Origin of the sequence: Gordonia marina (assembly GCF_052036135.1) — a bacterium.
Taxonomy (GTDB): Bacteria; Actinomycetota; Actinomycetes; order Mycobacteriales; family Mycobacteriaceae; genus Gordonia.
This window is the reverse complement of record NZ_JBPSDN010000025.1, coordinates 36183-48905: the sequence shown is the minus strand read 5'-3', so window position 1 is coordinate 48905 and position 12723 is coordinate 36183. Positions and strand designations below refer to the sequence as shown.

17 protein-coding genes are annotated in these 12723 nt (G+C 68.6%); 11 read left to right on the top strand and 6 right to left on the bottom strand.

The features are described from left to right. Window position 1: 1 nt before the first annotated feature. Complete coding sequence (locus ACSEEN_RS15445) at window positions 2–982, top strand: TerC family protein (RefSeq protein ID WP_440713658.1); 981 nt, start codon at window positions 2–4, stop codon at window positions 980–982. Here ACSEEN_RS15445 and ACSEEN_RS15440 read toward each other — a convergent pair whose 3' ends face one another. Both ACSEEN_RS15440 and ACSEEN_RS15435 read right to left on the bottom strand, forming a co-directional pair. Beyond that, the gene (locus ACSEEN_RS15440; RefSeq protein ID WP_247863780.1) at window positions 983–1264 is read right to left on the bottom strand and encodes a YciI family protein; all 282 of its coding nucleotides are present in this window, start codon (window positions 1262–1264) and stop codon (window positions 983–985) included. Window positions 1265–1280: 16 nt separating this feature from the next. Next, window positions 1281–1826 carry an amino-acid N-acetyltransferase gene (locus ACSEEN_RS15435; RefSeq protein WP_440713657.1) on the bottom strand — a complete coding sequence of 182 codons (546 nt, stop codon included), beginning with the start codon at window positions 1824–1826 and terminating at the stop codon, window positions 1281–1283. 76 nt (window positions 1827–1902) lie between these two features. Here ACSEEN_RS15435 and pgsA point away from each other — a divergent pair, with 76 nt between their 5' ends. The 9 genes from pgsA (at window position 1903) to ACSEEN_RS15390 (ending at window position 7681) form a co-directional block, all read left to right on the top strand. Next, window positions 1903–2496: a CDP-diacylglycerol--glycerol-3-phosphate 3-phosphatidyltransferase gene (pgsA, locus tag ACSEEN_RS15430; protein ID WP_247863777.1), complete on the top strand. Its 594-nt coding sequence runs from the start codon at window positions 1903–1905 to the stop codon at window positions 2494–2496. Window positions 2497–2643: 147 nt separating this feature from the next. Further along, window positions 2644–2940, top strand: a complete 297-nt coding sequence (locus tag ACSEEN_RS15425) for a helix-turn-helix domain-containing protein (protein ID WP_247863775.1) — start codon at window positions 2644–2646, stop codon at window positions 2938–2940. A gap of 50 nt (window positions 2941–2990) precedes the next feature. After that, window positions 2991–3785: a PspA/IM30 family protein gene (locus ACSEEN_RS15420; RefSeq protein ID WP_247863773.1), complete on the top strand. Its 795-nt coding sequence runs from the start codon at window positions 2991–2993 to the stop codon at window positions 3783–3785. A 5-nt stretch (window positions 3786–3790) separates the two neighbouring features. Next, window positions 3791–5044 carry a glycosyltransferase gene (locus tag ACSEEN_RS15415; RefSeq protein WP_440713656.1) on the top strand — a complete coding sequence of 418 codons (1254 nt, stop codon included), beginning with the start codon at window positions 3791–3793 and terminating at the stop codon, window positions 5042–5044. After that, entirely contained in the window at window positions 5035–5229 is a 195-nt protein-coding gene (locus ACSEEN_RS15410) for a DUF3046 domain-containing protein (protein WP_440713655.1), read from the top strand. Before ACSEEN_RS15415 ends, ACSEEN_RS15410 begins: the two co-directional genes overlap by 10 nt. A 72-nt stretch (window positions 5230–5301) precedes the next feature. Next, window positions 5302–5637 carry a type II toxin-antitoxin system RelE/ParE family toxin gene (locus tag ACSEEN_RS15405; protein WP_440713654.1) on the top strand — a complete coding sequence of 112 codons (336 nt, stop codon included), beginning with the start codon at window positions 5302–5304 and terminating at the stop codon, window positions 5635–5637. Beyond that, complete coding sequence (locus tag ACSEEN_RS15400) at window positions 5634–5924, top strand: helix-turn-helix domain-containing protein (RefSeq protein WP_440713653.1); 291 nt, start codon at window positions 5634–5636, stop codon at window positions 5922–5924. The genes ACSEEN_RS15405 and ACSEEN_RS15400 overlap by 4 nt, the downstream gene beginning before the upstream one ends. A gap of 180 nt (window positions 5925–6104) precedes the next feature. Then, on the top strand, window positions 6105–7148 hold the full coding sequence (gene recA / locus ACSEEN_RS15395) for a recombinase RecA (RefSeq protein ID WP_247863769.1): 1044 nt from the start codon (window positions 6105–6107) through the stop codon (window positions 7146–7148). Window positions 7149–7153: 5 nt separating this feature from the next. Then, the gene (locus ACSEEN_RS15390; protein WP_440713652.1) at window positions 7154–7681 is read left to right on the top strand and encodes a regulatory protein RecX; all 528 of its coding nucleotides are present in this window, start codon (window positions 7154–7156) and stop codon (window positions 7679–7681) included. Here the strand turns inward: ACSEEN_RS15390 and ACSEEN_RS15385 are convergent. The 4 genes from ACSEEN_RS15385 to ACSEEN_RS15370 are packed head-to-tail and all read right to left on the bottom strand — an operon-like array spanning window position 7629 to window position 11009. Next, entirely contained in the window at window positions 7629–8561 is a 933-nt protein-coding gene (locus tag ACSEEN_RS15385; protein WP_440713651.1) for an amino acid ABC transporter permease, read from the bottom strand. The two genes, ACSEEN_RS15390 and ACSEEN_RS15385, sit on opposite strands and share 53 nt — an antisense overlap. Beyond that, window positions 8558–9241 (bottom strand): amino acid ABC transporter permease, encoded by a 684-nt coding sequence (locus tag ACSEEN_RS15380; RefSeq protein WP_440713650.1) that lies wholly within the window; start codon window positions 9239–9241, stop codon window positions 8558–8560. The genes ACSEEN_RS15385 and ACSEEN_RS15380 overlap by 4 nt, the downstream gene beginning before the upstream one ends. Further along, the gene (locus tag ACSEEN_RS15375; RefSeq protein ID WP_440713649.1) at window positions 9242–10279 is read right to left on the bottom strand and encodes a glutamate ABC transporter substrate-binding protein; all 1038 of its coding nucleotides are present in this window, start codon (window positions 10277–10279) and stop codon (window positions 9242–9244) included. A gap of 1 nt (window position 10280) precedes the next feature. Next, entirely contained in the window at window positions 10281–11009 is a 729-nt protein-coding gene (locus ACSEEN_RS15370; RefSeq protein WP_247863760.1) for an amino acid ABC transporter ATP-binding protein, read from the bottom strand. A gap of 77 nt (window positions 11010–11086) precedes the next feature. Between ACSEEN_RS15370 and miaB the strand changes: the two genes are divergently transcribed. After that, on the top strand, window positions 11087–12685 hold the full coding sequence (miaB, locus tag ACSEEN_RS15365) for a tRNA (N6-isopentenyl adenosine(37)-C2)-methylthiotransferase MiaB (protein ID WP_440713648.1): 1599 nt from the start codon (window positions 11087–11089) through the stop codon (window positions 12683–12685). Window positions 12686–12723: the final 38 nt, after the last annotated feature.

Sequence of the window (12723 nt, the reverse complement as noted above, 5' to 3'; positions counted from 1 at the left end):
CATGGATGTCTCTGTTCTCACCTGGGTGATCACCTGCGCGGTGATCGTCGGGTTGTTCGTCTTCGATTTCTTCTCCCACGTGCGGGTGCCGCACGAACCGACGCTCCGCGAATCGGGGTTCTGGTCGGCCGTCTACATCAGCCTCGCGCTGGCCTTCGGCGGATTCGTCTGGTGGAGATGGGGCGGCACCTACGGCGGTGAGTACTTCGCCGGATTCGTCACCGAGAAGGCCCTGTCGGTCGACAACCTCTTCGTCTTCGTCATCATCATGGCCAAGTTCATGGTGCCGCGGATCTACCAGCAGAAGGTGCTGCTCCTCGGCATCGTGATGGCGCTGGTCATGCGCGGCGCGTTCATCGCCGTCGGCGCGGCCGCGATCTCCGCGTACAGCTGGGTGTTCTACCTGTTCGGCCTGTTCCTGATCCTCACCGCCGTCAAACTCCTCACCGAGAGCGAGGAGCCGGTGGAGCACGAGCGGGAGCGGGAGGGCCGGATCGAACGCTTCGCCAAGCGGTTCCTGCGGACCACCGACACCTACGACGGCGACAAGCTGGTCACCCGGATCGACGGCAAGCGCTATGTGACGCCCCTGCTGGTGGTGCTGATCGTCATCGGATTCACCGACGTGCTCTTCGCACTCGACTCGATCCCGGCGATCTACGGGCTCACCCAGCAGCCGTACCTGGTGTTCACCGCCAACGCCTTCGCCCTGATGGGCCTGCGTCAGCTGTACTTCCTGCTCGGCGGCCTGCTCGACAAGCTGATCTACCTGTCGTACGGGCTGTCGCTGATCCTGGCGTTCATCGGCGTCAAGCTGGTCCTGCACGCCCTGCACGAGAACACGCTCGGTGTCATCAACGGCGGTGCCCCGGTGCACGTGCCGGAGATCTCCACGCCGCTCAGCCTGGGCGTCATCGGCGCCACACTGCTGGTCACGACGGTGGCCAGCCTGGTGGTCAGCCGCCGCCGCGCCCGGACCTGATCAGGCGAAGGGGCCGTACAGGCAGTTCCACTCCCGCACGCGGGTCTCGTCGATCGCACCGACGAGGGCGAACGGGTCGTGGGCCAGCACCTCGGCGGCGGCCTCCGCGTCGTCGGCGTTCACGATGACGAGGGCGCCGCTGCCGTCGGCGAAGGCACCGACGGCGAGGACGATCCCGGCCTCGTGGCCGTCGTGCAGCCAGAGCCGGTGCGCGGGGCGGTGCTCGTCGCGCAGCGCGGCGGTGTCGGGCAGGTAGGTGTATTCGGCGACGTACTTGGGCATGGGATGACCTTACGGCCTACAGATAGGCGAGCATGCGGGTGTTCCCGAGCGTGTTGGGTTTGACGAAGCTCAGGTCCAGGAACTCGGCGACACCGGTGTCGTACGACCGGCACATCTCCTCGTACACCTGGTGCGTCACCGGGGTGCCCTCGATCTCGGCGAACCCGTGCCGGGCGAAGAAGTCCACCTCGAAGGTGAGGACGAACACCCGGTCGAGCTCGAGGTCGCGGGCGACGTCGAGCAGCTTGGCCACCAGCCGGTGGCCGATGCCCCGGCCCGCGACGGCGGGGTCGACGGCGACGGTGCGGACCTCGCCGAGGTCATCCCACATGACGTGCAGCGCCCCGCAGCCGACGACGCGGCGCCCGCCGTCGCCGGTCAGTTCCACCACCCAGAACTCCTGGACCGACTCGTAGAGGGTGACCAGGTTCTTTCCCAGGAGGATCCGGCCGGCGTAGATGTCGATCAGTTCCTTGATGCGTGGGACGTCCGAGGTGCGTGCACGGCGGACGATCGGCTCGCCGTCGTCGGCGGGATGCTCGGCCGGAAGCGCAGTGGACATGACAGACCACGATAGTCCTCGCCGTCCGGCGTGCCCGCGACGACAGGCCGCGACCGTGCCCGATAGGCTGGCGAGCGTGACCGAACCCGTGCCGCACACCCAGGCGCCGCTCAAGGCGGTACCCGTGGTCAACCTGGCGAACGGGCTCACGGTGTTCCGGATCGTCTTGGTGCCGGTGTTCGTGGTGCTGCTGTTCGTCGCCGACGGCCAATCGACCGCCTGGCGCATCGCGGCGTTCGTGGTGTTCGCCGTGGCGGCGTTCACCGATCAGCTCGACGGCCGCATCGCGCGGTCTTGGGGTCTGGTCACCGAATTCGGCAAACTCGCCGATCCGATCGCTGACAAGGCGCTCATCGGTGCGGCGCTGCTCGGACTGTCGATCCTGGATGTGGTGCCGTGGTGGGTCACCGCGGTGATCCTGGTCCGGGAGATCGGGGTGACCCTGCTGCGGTTCTGGGTGGTGCGGCACGGCGTGATCGCGGCCAGTCAGGGCGGGAAGCTCAAGACGCTGCTGCAATCGATCGGTATCGGCCTGCTGGTGCTGCCGCTGCACGGACTGGCGCAGGACATCGCGCTGTGGATCCTGTATGTGGCCGTCGCGGTGACGATCGTGACCGGGCTGGACTACGTCTGGCGGGCCGTGGTGCTGCGGCGGACGGCCCGGGACTGAGCGCCGGACGTCGCGGCCGGGCGGGAATAGCGGTGACCGGATCGGAGTTGTACCTGTTCGGACTGCCGGACCCCCGGCGGCGCACGGCGCCGAATTCGGATAGGGTCGACGGCAACTACGACGATGCGAGGCGAGAAGGAGTGGTCGTTGGCACTGTTGCTGCGTGAGGCGCTCGGCGACGAACTGCGCCGGCTGCGGACGGACCAGGGACGGACGCTGCGCGAGGTCTCGACCTCGGCGCGGGTGTCGCTGGGGTACCTGTCCGAGGTCGAGCGCGGGCAGAAGGAGGCGTCCAGTGAACTCCTGGCCGCCATCTGCGATGCGCTGGAGATTCCGGTCGGCGCGGTGCTCACCCAGGTCGGCCACGTCATGACGCCGCCGGTGATCGAGGTGCTGCCCACCGAGGCGCCGGTCCCGGCCACCGGAGCCCTCGCCGCGGCCTGAGCCCGGTATCGAAGTCTGTCCGCACTCACCGCAAGGGAAGAATCGAGAAGATGGCGAATCCGTTCGTGAAGCTGTGGCGCTACATGACCGCATGGGGCAACGACACCATCGATCAGCGCGCCGATCCGCGAATCCAGATCCAGCAGGCGATCGAGGACGCCCAGCGTCAGCACGAGGCGCTGTCGAAGCAGGCCGCCGCCGTCATCGGCAATCAGCGTCAGCTGGAGATGCGGCTGAACCGGCAGCTCGAGGACATCGAGAAGCTGCAGGGCAACACCCGCCAGGCACTCACCCTCGCCGACCAGGCCGCCGCCGCGGGGGACACCCGCAAGGCGAACGAGTACACCAACGCCGCCGAGGCCTTCGCCGCACAGCTGGTCACCGCCGAGCAGAACGTCGAAGACCTGAAGGTGCTGCACGACCAGTCGCTCACCGCGGCGCAGTCGGCCAAGCAGGCCGTCGAGCGCAACGCGGTGGCGCTGCAGGGCAAGCTGCAGGAGCGCTCCAAGCTGCTCAGCCAGCTGGAGCAGGCGAAGATGCAGGAGCAGGTCAGCGCCTCGCTCAACCAGATGACCGAGCTGACGGCCCCCGGGAACACCCCGAGCCTGGATCAGGTGCGCGACAAGATCGAGCGCCGCTACGCCAACGCGCTGGGCTCGGCCGAGCTGGCCAAGGACAGCGTCGCCGGCCGGATGGCCGAGGTGGAGCAGGCCAGCGTGCAGATGGCCGGGCACGCTCGGCTGGAGGAGATCCGCGCCAGCATGAGCCTGCCGGCCCCGCCCGCGCAGGGACAGATCAACGACGCCGCGGCCGCTCAGCGTCAGCCGGGGCAGGCACCGAACTGAGCCGTGTGGCCTTCGTGGCCGGCTCCGATGCCGGCCACGCCTTCGCCGCTCTCGGGCTGGCCGCGGCATTCGCCGCCGCCGGGGACCAGACGGTCGTGTACACCGGCACCCGCTGGCGCGAGGCGGCTCTGCGCCGCGGCCTGACGGTGCGGGAACTGCCCGGGCTGGCCGCCCGGGACGACGAGGACGACACCGACGCCGGTGCCAAACTGAGCACACGCGCCGCGCGGATGGCGCTCGAACTGGCTCCGCGGCTCGCGCTCGACGGCGTCGACCTGGTGATCGGCGACGCCATCACCCTGGCCGGTGGCTGGGCCGCCGAACTGACCGGGCTGCCCTGGATCGAACTCTCCGCCCATCCGCTCTACGACCAGTCGCGCGGCCTGCCGCCGATCGGCTCCGGCCTCGACGCCGGAAGCGGCGCGCGCGGGAGGCTGCGCGACGGCGTCCTCCGTGCGCTGAGCGCCCCGGCCGAGCGCAAGGGCCGGGTCCAGCGCCGGCGCGCCCGCGCCTCGATCGGTCTGCCCGCCCAGAGCCGGCCGGCCGCGCGGTTCGTGGCCACGCTGCCCGGCCTGGAGGTGCCGCGTCCGGACTGGCCGGAGCGCACCCACCTGATCGGCCCGCAGTTCTTCGAACCCACCGACGACGAGTTCACGATCCCGCCGGGGAGCGCGCCGCTGGTGGTCGTGTGCCCGTCGACCGCCGCGTCGGGCAGCGACGAGCTGACCCCGGTCGCGCTCGGCGCCCTGGCCGATCTGCAGCGCGAGGTCGGCGGCGCGGAACCGTCGCCGCGTGCGGAGTCGCCGGGCCGGCCGCTGCTTCCGGCCGATCGGTGCGCGAGCCCGCGCGTCGTGTACTCGGCTCTGGAACCGCCGGCCGGGTGCGACGGCCTGCCCGCCGGGCTGGTCGCCGGGCTCGGGCGGCAGGACCGGTTGCTCGAGCACGCCGACCTGGTGATCTGCGGGGGCGGACACGGGATGCTGGCGAAGTCGTTGTCGGCGGGGGTACCGGTCGTCGTCGTGCCCGGCGGGGGCGACCAGTGGGAGCTGGCGTGCCGGGTGCGGCGGGCCGGGGCCGGTGAACTGGTGCGCCCGGTGACCCGGGAGGCGGTGGCCGCGGCCGTGCGCCGGGTGCTGGGCGACGAGTCGTACGCGGCGGCGGCCCGGGCGATCGGACGGACCGGGCGGGACGTGGCCGATCCGGTGGTGCTGGCGCACCGGGTCCTCACCGAATCGAGAAGGGGAGTGTCGTGCGCCTGACCGAGTTCACCGAATTCATGCACGCCGAGTTCGGCCGGTTGCGGGCCGACGCCATGCTGGTCGACCACGCCATCCTGGAACTGGGCGGTCGTACCGGGGCGCAGGCCATCGAGGACGGTGTCGATCCCCGCGACGTCTGGCGTGCCCTCTGCCGCGACTTCGACGTCCCCCGGGACCACTGGTAGTAGTTCCACTGTCACGGCCGCCTGTGGATAGCGTGATTGCCGGACGGCGGCGCGGCGTCCATGCTTTTCGGCATGGGGGATGACAAGTGGACTATCGAAGTCAGCGACGAAGTCGCCGAGTGGTTGTGCGGCCTGCGTCCACGTGACAGAGGTCGCGCGCAGCGATCGATTGACAGGCTCGAGGGCGCCGGGCCGCTTCTTCGGATGCCGCACAGTCGCCAGCTTTCCGCCGGACTTTGGGAGCTGCGATTCCGGTGCGCGGACGTCAATCAGCGGATCACGTACACGATCGCGAAGGATGGCACGATCGTGCTGCTGACGCAGTTCCGCAAACAACGCAATAATGAACGAAGCGAGTTCCTGCGCGCTCGCAACTGCCTGATTCGACTGTCCGGGGAGGACCGATGACCGATTACGAGACGTTCAAGCGTGAGGTGGTGGGCTACTCCGTCGACCAGGCGGCAGAGTTTCAGGCCGGCTACGCCGCGGCGGACGCCGAGGCGGCGATCGCGCAGATGGTCTATGACGCGCGTAGACGTGCCGGCTTCACGCTGGATGATCTGGCCGAGCGTGCGGGGCTCACTGCGGATGAGCTCGACGACATCGAGTCGGGTACTCCGCCGACCACCGAGGAACTCAGCAGGATCGCTGCTGCCTGTCACATCACGCTCACCGTTCGGTTCGACTCCGCCTGAGTGCGCGCCTCGGCGTGTCGACTTGCCATCGAACGTATGTTCAGATGATCCTTGAAGGGAACCGAACACCGGGCCGGTGCGTCTAAACCTTAACCGGGCGCAGATGGCCGGACCGAGTTTGTCGGAGGTGCCCGCTACCTTGTGGGCATGGCTGGCAAGAAGACGAATCGAGGAAACAACATGGCGCTCTCATCCGATCGGGAGAAGGCACTCGACCTGGCCCTCGCGCAGATCGAGAAGAACTACGGCAAGGGTTCGGTGATGCGGCTGGGCGAGGACAACCGCCCGCCGATGGAAGTGATCCCGACCGGTAGCGTCGCGCTGGACATCGCGCTCGGCGTGGGCGGTCTGCCGCGCGGCCGCGTGGTGGAGGTCTACGGCCCGGAGTCCTCGGGTAAGACCACCGTCGCCCTGCACGCGGTCGCCAACGCGCAGGCGGCCGGCGGTGTCGCGGCGTTCATCGACGCCGAGCACGCCCTCGACCCCGAGTACGCGGCCAAGCTGGGCGTCGACGTCGACGCGCTGCTGGTCTCGCAGCCGGACACCGGTGAGCAGGCGCTGGAGATCGCCGACATGCTGATCCGGTCGGGCGCCCTGGACATCCTGGTGATCGACTCGGTGGCCGCGCTGGTCCCGAAGGCCGAGATCGAGGGCGAGATGGGCGACAGCCACGTCGGTCTGCAGGCCCGCCTGATGAGCCAGGCGCTCCGCAAGATGACCTCGGGCCTGAACAACTCGAACACCACCGCCATCTTCATCAACCAGCTGCGCGAGAAGATCGGCGTCATGTTCGGTTCCCCGGAGACCACGACCGGCGGCAAGGCGCTCAAGTTCTACGCCTCGGTGCGCCTGGACGTGCGCCGCATCGAGACCCTCAAGGACGGCACCGAGGCGGTCGGCAACCGCACCCGCGTCAAGGTGGTCAAGAACAAGGTGGCCCCGCCGTTCAAGCAGGCCGAGTTCGACATCCTCTACGGGCACGGCATCAGCCGCGAGGGCTCGCTGATCGACCTCGGCGTCGCTGAGGGCTTCATCCGCAAGTCCGGCTCGTGGTTCACCTACGAGGGCGACCAGCTGGGGCAGGGCAAGGAGAACGCCCGCAAGTTCCTGCTGGAGAACCCGGACATCGCCGCGGAGATCGAACTCAAGATCAAGAGCAAGCTCGGCATCGGCCCGAACCTGGCCGACCTCGACGCGCCGGTGCCCGCCCCGGTCGACTTCTGACCGGAATGTCCGACGACAAGCCGGGCCCGTCCGCCTGGGATGCCGCCCTGCGGCTCCTGGGGGTGCGGGCCCGCAGTCGTGCGGAGATCGCCGAGCGCCTCGCGCGCCGGGACTTCGACCAGCCCACGATCGACGACGTCCTCGCCCGCCTCGAAGCGTCCGGTCTGATCGACGACGACGAGTTCGCCCGCGAATGGGCCGGCTCGCGCAGCCGGTACTCCGGGCGCGGCCGCCTCGCGTTGCGCCGCGAACTGCGCACCAAGGGTATCGCCGCGCACACCATCGAGGCGGCGCTCGCCGAGATCGAGCCCGACGACGAGCGCGCCCAGGCCGCCGAGTTGGCCGCGAAGAAGCTCGCGTCGTCGTCGCTCGATCTGACCGACCCGGGCGATCGCGCCAAGGCCTACCGGCGCCTCGCCGGTGTGCTCGGCCGCCGTGGCTTCCCGCCCGACGTCATCTCCTCGGTCGTGTCGGAGACCCTCAGAAGCGGCGGTCCGGGTGGTTCGGACGCTCGTCCATCGCCACGCCGCTGAAGCCGGGCACGTTCTCCATCGCCTGCAGGTCCGCGACGTCCGGGTCGGGCGCGCTGGTCTTGCGCCGGCCGGTCCGCAACATGCGTTCCAGGTAGTTCGCCAGACCGGTCAGGCAGAAGTTGATCACGATCATGATCGCGGCCACGACCAGCAGAGCCGGCAGGTAGTTGCCGAAGTACGATGCCGACTTGATTCCGGAGCGCACCACCTCGATGTAGCCGACGGCGTAACCCAGCGCGCTATCCTTCAGCGCGATCACCATCTGGGCCACCAGGGCCGGCAGCATCGCGGTGACGGCCTGCGGCAACAGGATCATCAGCATGGTCTGCGTCTTGCGCAGACCGATCGACTGGGCGGCCTCGGTCTGCCCGCGCGGGAGCGACTGGATGCCCGCCCGCAGGATCTCGGCGAGGACCGAACCGTTGTAGATGGTCAGACCGAACACGACGGCCGCGAACGCCAACTGCGACGACGGGAAGACCGAATACGCCGCGAACAGGAAGTACGCGAAGTAGATCAGGATCAGCACCGGGATGGCGCGGAAGACCTCGACGATGACTCCGCAGACCGCGCGAACCCACCGATGATCGGACAGGCGGCCGATACCGAGCAGGGTCCCGATGATGATCGCGAAGACGATCGACAGCGCCGCCGCCTTGATGGTGCCCCACAGACCGGGCAGCAGCCAGGTGGTCCAGGTGCTGCCCTGGATGAAGGGCTTCCACTTCTCGGTGGTCAGCTGCCCGTTGTCCTGCAGGACGATGACGATCCAGACCAGGAGCGCGATGATCGCCGCGGTGAACACCAGCGCGATGATCCGGTTGCGCAGTCGCGCGCGAGGGCCGGGCGCGTCGTAGAGAACTGTTGCCTGCGAACTCATCGCTTCACCGCCCAGCGCTTAGCCGCCCACCCGAAGATCGCGCCTTCGATGAGCGTGATGATCATGAATCCGATCGCGAACACCGCGAAGATCACGAGGATCTGATCGGAGTGGTTCTCCAACTCCTCCTTCATCAGCAGCGAGGCCTCGGCCACCCCGATCACCGACGCGATCGTGGTGTTCTTGGTGAGCGCGATGAGCACCGAGCCCATCGGCGCGATCACCGCCCGCATCGCCTGCGGCAGGACGATCAGCCCGAACACCTGCGTGAAGTTCAGCCCGATCGACCGGGCCGCCTCGGCCTGGCCCAGCGGGACGGTGTTGAAGCCCGAGCGGAGCGTCTCGCACACGAACGTCGCCGTGTAGAGGATGAAGCCCAGCACCGCGAGACGGAAGTTGTTGTTCTCGAAGAAGTGCGGGCCGTCGGCGGCGAGCGCCACGCTCAGGTTCTGGTAGAGGCCGATCGAGCACAGCAGGACGATCAGCGTCAGCGGGGTGTTCCGGACCACGTTGACGTACACCGTCGCGAACCAGCGCATGGCCGGGACGGGGGAGACCTTCATGCCGGCCAGCAGCACTCCCCAGATCAGGGCGCCGATGGCGGACCAGAAGGTGAGTTGGATGGTGAGCCAGAAGGCGGGCCAGATCTGCGGGCCCATCTCGTTCCAGAGGTCGCTCATCTACTTCATTCCTTCCGGGCACGGTGTCGACGCGGAATCGAGGAAGCTGAGGTCACCGGGGTCGGGAGTGAAGGTGAACTTGGATCCCGGGGCGTCGGCGCGCGCGATCATCGCGTCTACCGTCGAATCGCCCAGCGCATCCCGGAGATCGGTCTCCCAGATCGACCGGCCGCCGCTCGGCGGGGTCGCCATCATCGCCCGCAGTGCCTCGTTCACCTTGGCGACGGCCTCCGGGAAGTCCTTGGCCATGCCGATGCCGTACCGCTCGTACGAGAACGGGGTGCCCGTGGTCTTGAGGACCTGCGCGTCCTTGCCGCCGATCTTCCCGGCGACGCAGACGTCCTTGGCGTATTCCAGCGTCACCAGCTTGAACTCGTTCTTCCAGCGGTTGGAATACCCGGCCAGGATCACCTCGTCGGTGGTGAGGGCGTCCACCTTGCCGCGGCGCAGCGCCTCGACGCAGGAGGAGTAGGAGTCGTATTCCTGCAGCTGGACGTCGGGCATCATCTTCTTGATGTTCTGCGCCGGCGTCGATCCGGCGACCGAGCACAGTTTCTTGCCCGGCAGGTCCTGCAGGGCGTTGAGACTGTGATCGTCCTTGCGGACCAGGAGTCCCTGGTAGGTGATGAAGTACGGTCCGGCGAACGCGACGTCCTTCATCCGGGCCGAGGTGATCGAATAGGTGGCCGCGATGGTGTCGACCTCGCCGTTGCGGATGAACGTCTCCCGCTGGGCGGACGGCGTCTCCTTCCAGGTGATCTTCGGGTGGGGCACCTTCATCTGGTCGGCGAGGTAGTTCACCACGAACGTCGAGACCGAGGCGTCGAAGCCGGTGATCTTGCCGCCGGGATTCTGCAGGCCGAGTCCGGGCTGGTCGAACTTGGTGCCGAGGACGACGTGGCCGGCGCGGATGTCGTCGAGCAGGTTGCGCGGGCCGCTGCTGCCGCACGCGGTCAGCAGGGCGGCCAGTACCGCGAGCACCGCGAGGAGGACGACAGCCGGCCGGACACGTCTCGATGGGCGGGAATGGTCGGCCATATCAGTGGCCCAGGATCTTCGACAGGAAGTCGCGGGCGCGCTCGGACTTCGGGGCGTTGAAGAAGCTCTCCGGATCGGTGTCCTCGACGATCTGCCCGTCGGCCATGAACAGGATCCGGTCGGCGGCCTTGCGCGCGAAGCCCATCTCATGGGTCACGACGACCATGGTCATGCCCTCGCGGGCGAGCGACACCATCACGTCGAGCACCTCGCTCACCATCTCCGGGTCGAGCGCGGAGGTGGGCTCGTCGAACAGCATCACCTTCGGCGCCATGGCGAGGGACCGGGCGATCGCCACGCGCTGCTGCTGGCCGCCGGACAACTGCGCGGGATACTTGTCCTTCTGGGTCGCCACGCCGACCCGGTCGAGCAGTTCGACCGCGCGCTTGCCGGCCTCCTCCTTGCCCATCTTGCGGACCTTGATCGGCCCGAGCGTCACGTTCTCCAGAATCGTCTTGTGCGCGAACAGGTTGAACGACTGGAACACCATTCCGACGTCGGCGCGCAGCCGCGCGAGATCACGTCCCTCCGACGGCAGCACCTCGCCGCCGATACGGATCTCGCCGGTGTCGACCGGCTCGAGCCGGTTGATCGTCCGGCACAGCGTGGATTTGCCCGAGCCCGACGGACCGAGAACGACGACGACCTGTCCCTTCGGGATCTCCAGCTCGATGTCTTTGAGGACGTGAAGGTCGCCGTAGTGTTTCTGCACGCCCTTCATGGCGATCATGGGACTCTCGCTCGGTTGTGTCATACCCAAGCACCCTATGCCACCCGTCCTGGGGCCGCTCGACACTTCTGTCTCGCATGCCGATGTGGTACCTCGGTCCGATTTGCCCCGGCACGTATTCTGGAGGGGTGAGTAGCGCCCTTGACCAACGCGCCCCGAGCGAGGCCGGGGGCGGTGCCCGTTCCTACTCGGTCCGGACCTACGGCTGCCAGATGAACGTTCACGATTCCGAGCGCATCTCCGGCCTTCTCGAAGATGCCGGCTACGTGCGCGCCGAGTCCGGCGACGACGCCGACCTGGTCGTCTTCAACACCTGCGCCATCCGGGAGAACGCCGACAACAAGCTGTACGGCAACCTGTCCCATCTCGCGCCCGTCAAGCAGCGCACGCCCGGCATGCAGATCGCCGTGGGCGGCTGCCTGGCGCAGAAGGACAAGGACACGGTGCTGGCCAAGGCGCCGTGGGTCGACGTGGTGTTCGGCACCCACAACATCGGCTCGCTGCCGGTGCTGCTGGAACGGGCCCGCCATAACGAGGAAGCCCAGGTCGAGATCCTCGACGCGCTGGAGGCGTTCCCGTCGACGCTGCCGGCCAAACGGGAGTCGGCGTACGCGGGCTGGGTGTCGGTGTCGGTGGGCTGCAACAACACCTGCACCTTCTGCATCGTCCCGTCGCTGCGCGGCAAGGAGGTGGACCGGCGGCCGGGCGACGTCCTCGCCGAGGTCCAGGCGCTCGTCGACCAGGGCGTCCTCGAGGTGACCCTGCTCGGCCAGAACGTCAACGCCTACGGCATGTCGTTCGCCGATCCGGAGATCCCGCGCAACCGCGGCGCTTTCGCCGAGCTGCTGCGCGCCTGCGGCGCGATCGACGGCCTGGAGCGCGTCCGGTTCACCTCGCCGCACCCCGCCGAGTTCACCGACGACGTGATCGAGGCGATGGCGCAGACCCCGAACATCTGCCCGCAGCTGCACATGCCGCTGCAATCCGGCTCCGACCGCATCCTCAAGGCGATGCGCCGCAGCTACCGGCGCACCAAGTTCCTGGGCATCCTGGACCGGGTCCGCGCGGCCATGCCGCACGCGGCCATCACCACCGACATCATCGTCGGTTTCCCCGGCGAGACCGAGGAGGACTTCCAGGAGACGCTCGAGGTGGTCGAGGCGGCCCGCTTCTCCAGCGCCTTCACCTTCCAGTACTCGCCGCGCCCGGGCACCCCGGCGGCCACCATGGATCAGCAGGTGCCACCGGACGTCGTGAAGGACCGCTACCAGCGTCTCATCGCGCTGCAGGAGCGGATCTGTCTGGAATCCAATGAAGAGTTGATCGGCACCGACGCCGAGTTGCTCGTGGTGGCCGACGAGGGCCGCAAGAGCTCGGCCACCGGCCGGATGACCGGACGCGCCCGCGACGGCCGCCTGGTGCACTTCGCGCCGGGCGACGCGGTGGGGGTGCGGCCGGGCGACGTGGTGCACGCGGCGATCACCGCGGCCGCGCCGCACCATCTGATCGCCGACGGCGGGGTCACCGCGCATCGTCGTACCCGGGCGGGGGACGCCTACGAGGCGGGCAGCACGCCGACCACCGAACCGGTCGGCGTCGGACTCGGCCTGCCGGCCATCGGCAGGCGGGAGCCCGTCGCCGCCGCGAGCGGTTGCGGGTCCGGCTCGTGCGGCTGAGGCCGCGCTGCGGGGACAACAGCAGGGGACACACTCGT

Coding starts and splice junctions, on each gene's coding strand:
- ACSEEN_RS15445 (WP_440713658.1), top strand. CDS start 2: ATGGATGTCTCTGTTCTCACCTGGGTGATCACCTGCGCGGTGATCGTC.
- ACSEEN_RS15440 (WP_247863780.1), bottom strand. CDS start 1,264: ATGCCCAAGTACGTCGCCGAATACACCTACCTGCCCGACACCGCCGCG.
- ACSEEN_RS15435 (WP_440713657.1), bottom strand. CDS start 1,826: ATGTCCACTGCGCTTCCGGCCGAGCATCCCGCCGACGACGGCGAGCCG.
- ACSEEN_RS15420 (WP_247863773.1), top strand. CDS start 2,991: ATGGCGAATCCGTTCGTGAAGCTGTGGCGCTACATGACCGCATGGGGC.
- ACSEEN_RS15405 (WP_440713654.1), top strand. CDS start 5,302: ATGGGGGATGACAAGTGGACTATCGAAGTCAGCGACGAAGTCGCCGAG.
- ACSEEN_RS15400 (WP_440713653.1), top strand. CDS start 5,634: ATGACCGATTACGAGACGTTCAAGCGTGAGGTGGTGGGCTACTCCGTC.
- recA (WP_247863769.1), top strand. CDS start 6,105: ATGGCGCTCTCATCCGATCGGGAGAAGGCACTCGACCTGGCCCTCGCG.
- ACSEEN_RS15390 (WP_440713652.1), top strand. CDS start 7,154: ATGTCCGACGACAAGCCGGGCCCGTCCGCCTGGGATGCCGCCCTGCGG.
- ACSEEN_RS15385 (WP_440713651.1), bottom strand. CDS start 8,561: ATGAGTTCGCAGGCAACAGTTCTCTACGACGCGCCCGGCCCTCGCGCG.
- ACSEEN_RS15380 (WP_440713650.1), bottom strand. CDS start 9,241: ATGAGCGACCTCTGGAACGAGATGGGCCCGCAGATCTGGCCCGCCTTC.
- ACSEEN_RS15375 (WP_440713649.1), bottom strand. CDS start 10,279: ATGGCCGACCATTCCCGCCCATCGAGACGTGTCCGGCCGGCTGTCGTC.
- ACSEEN_RS15370 (WP_247863760.1), bottom strand. CDS start 11,009: ATGATCGCCATGAAGGGCGTGCAGAAACACTACGGCGACCTTCACGTC.
- miaB (WP_440713648.1), top strand. CDS start 11,087: ATGCCGATGTGGTACCTCGGTCCGATTTGCCCCGGCACGTATTCTGGA.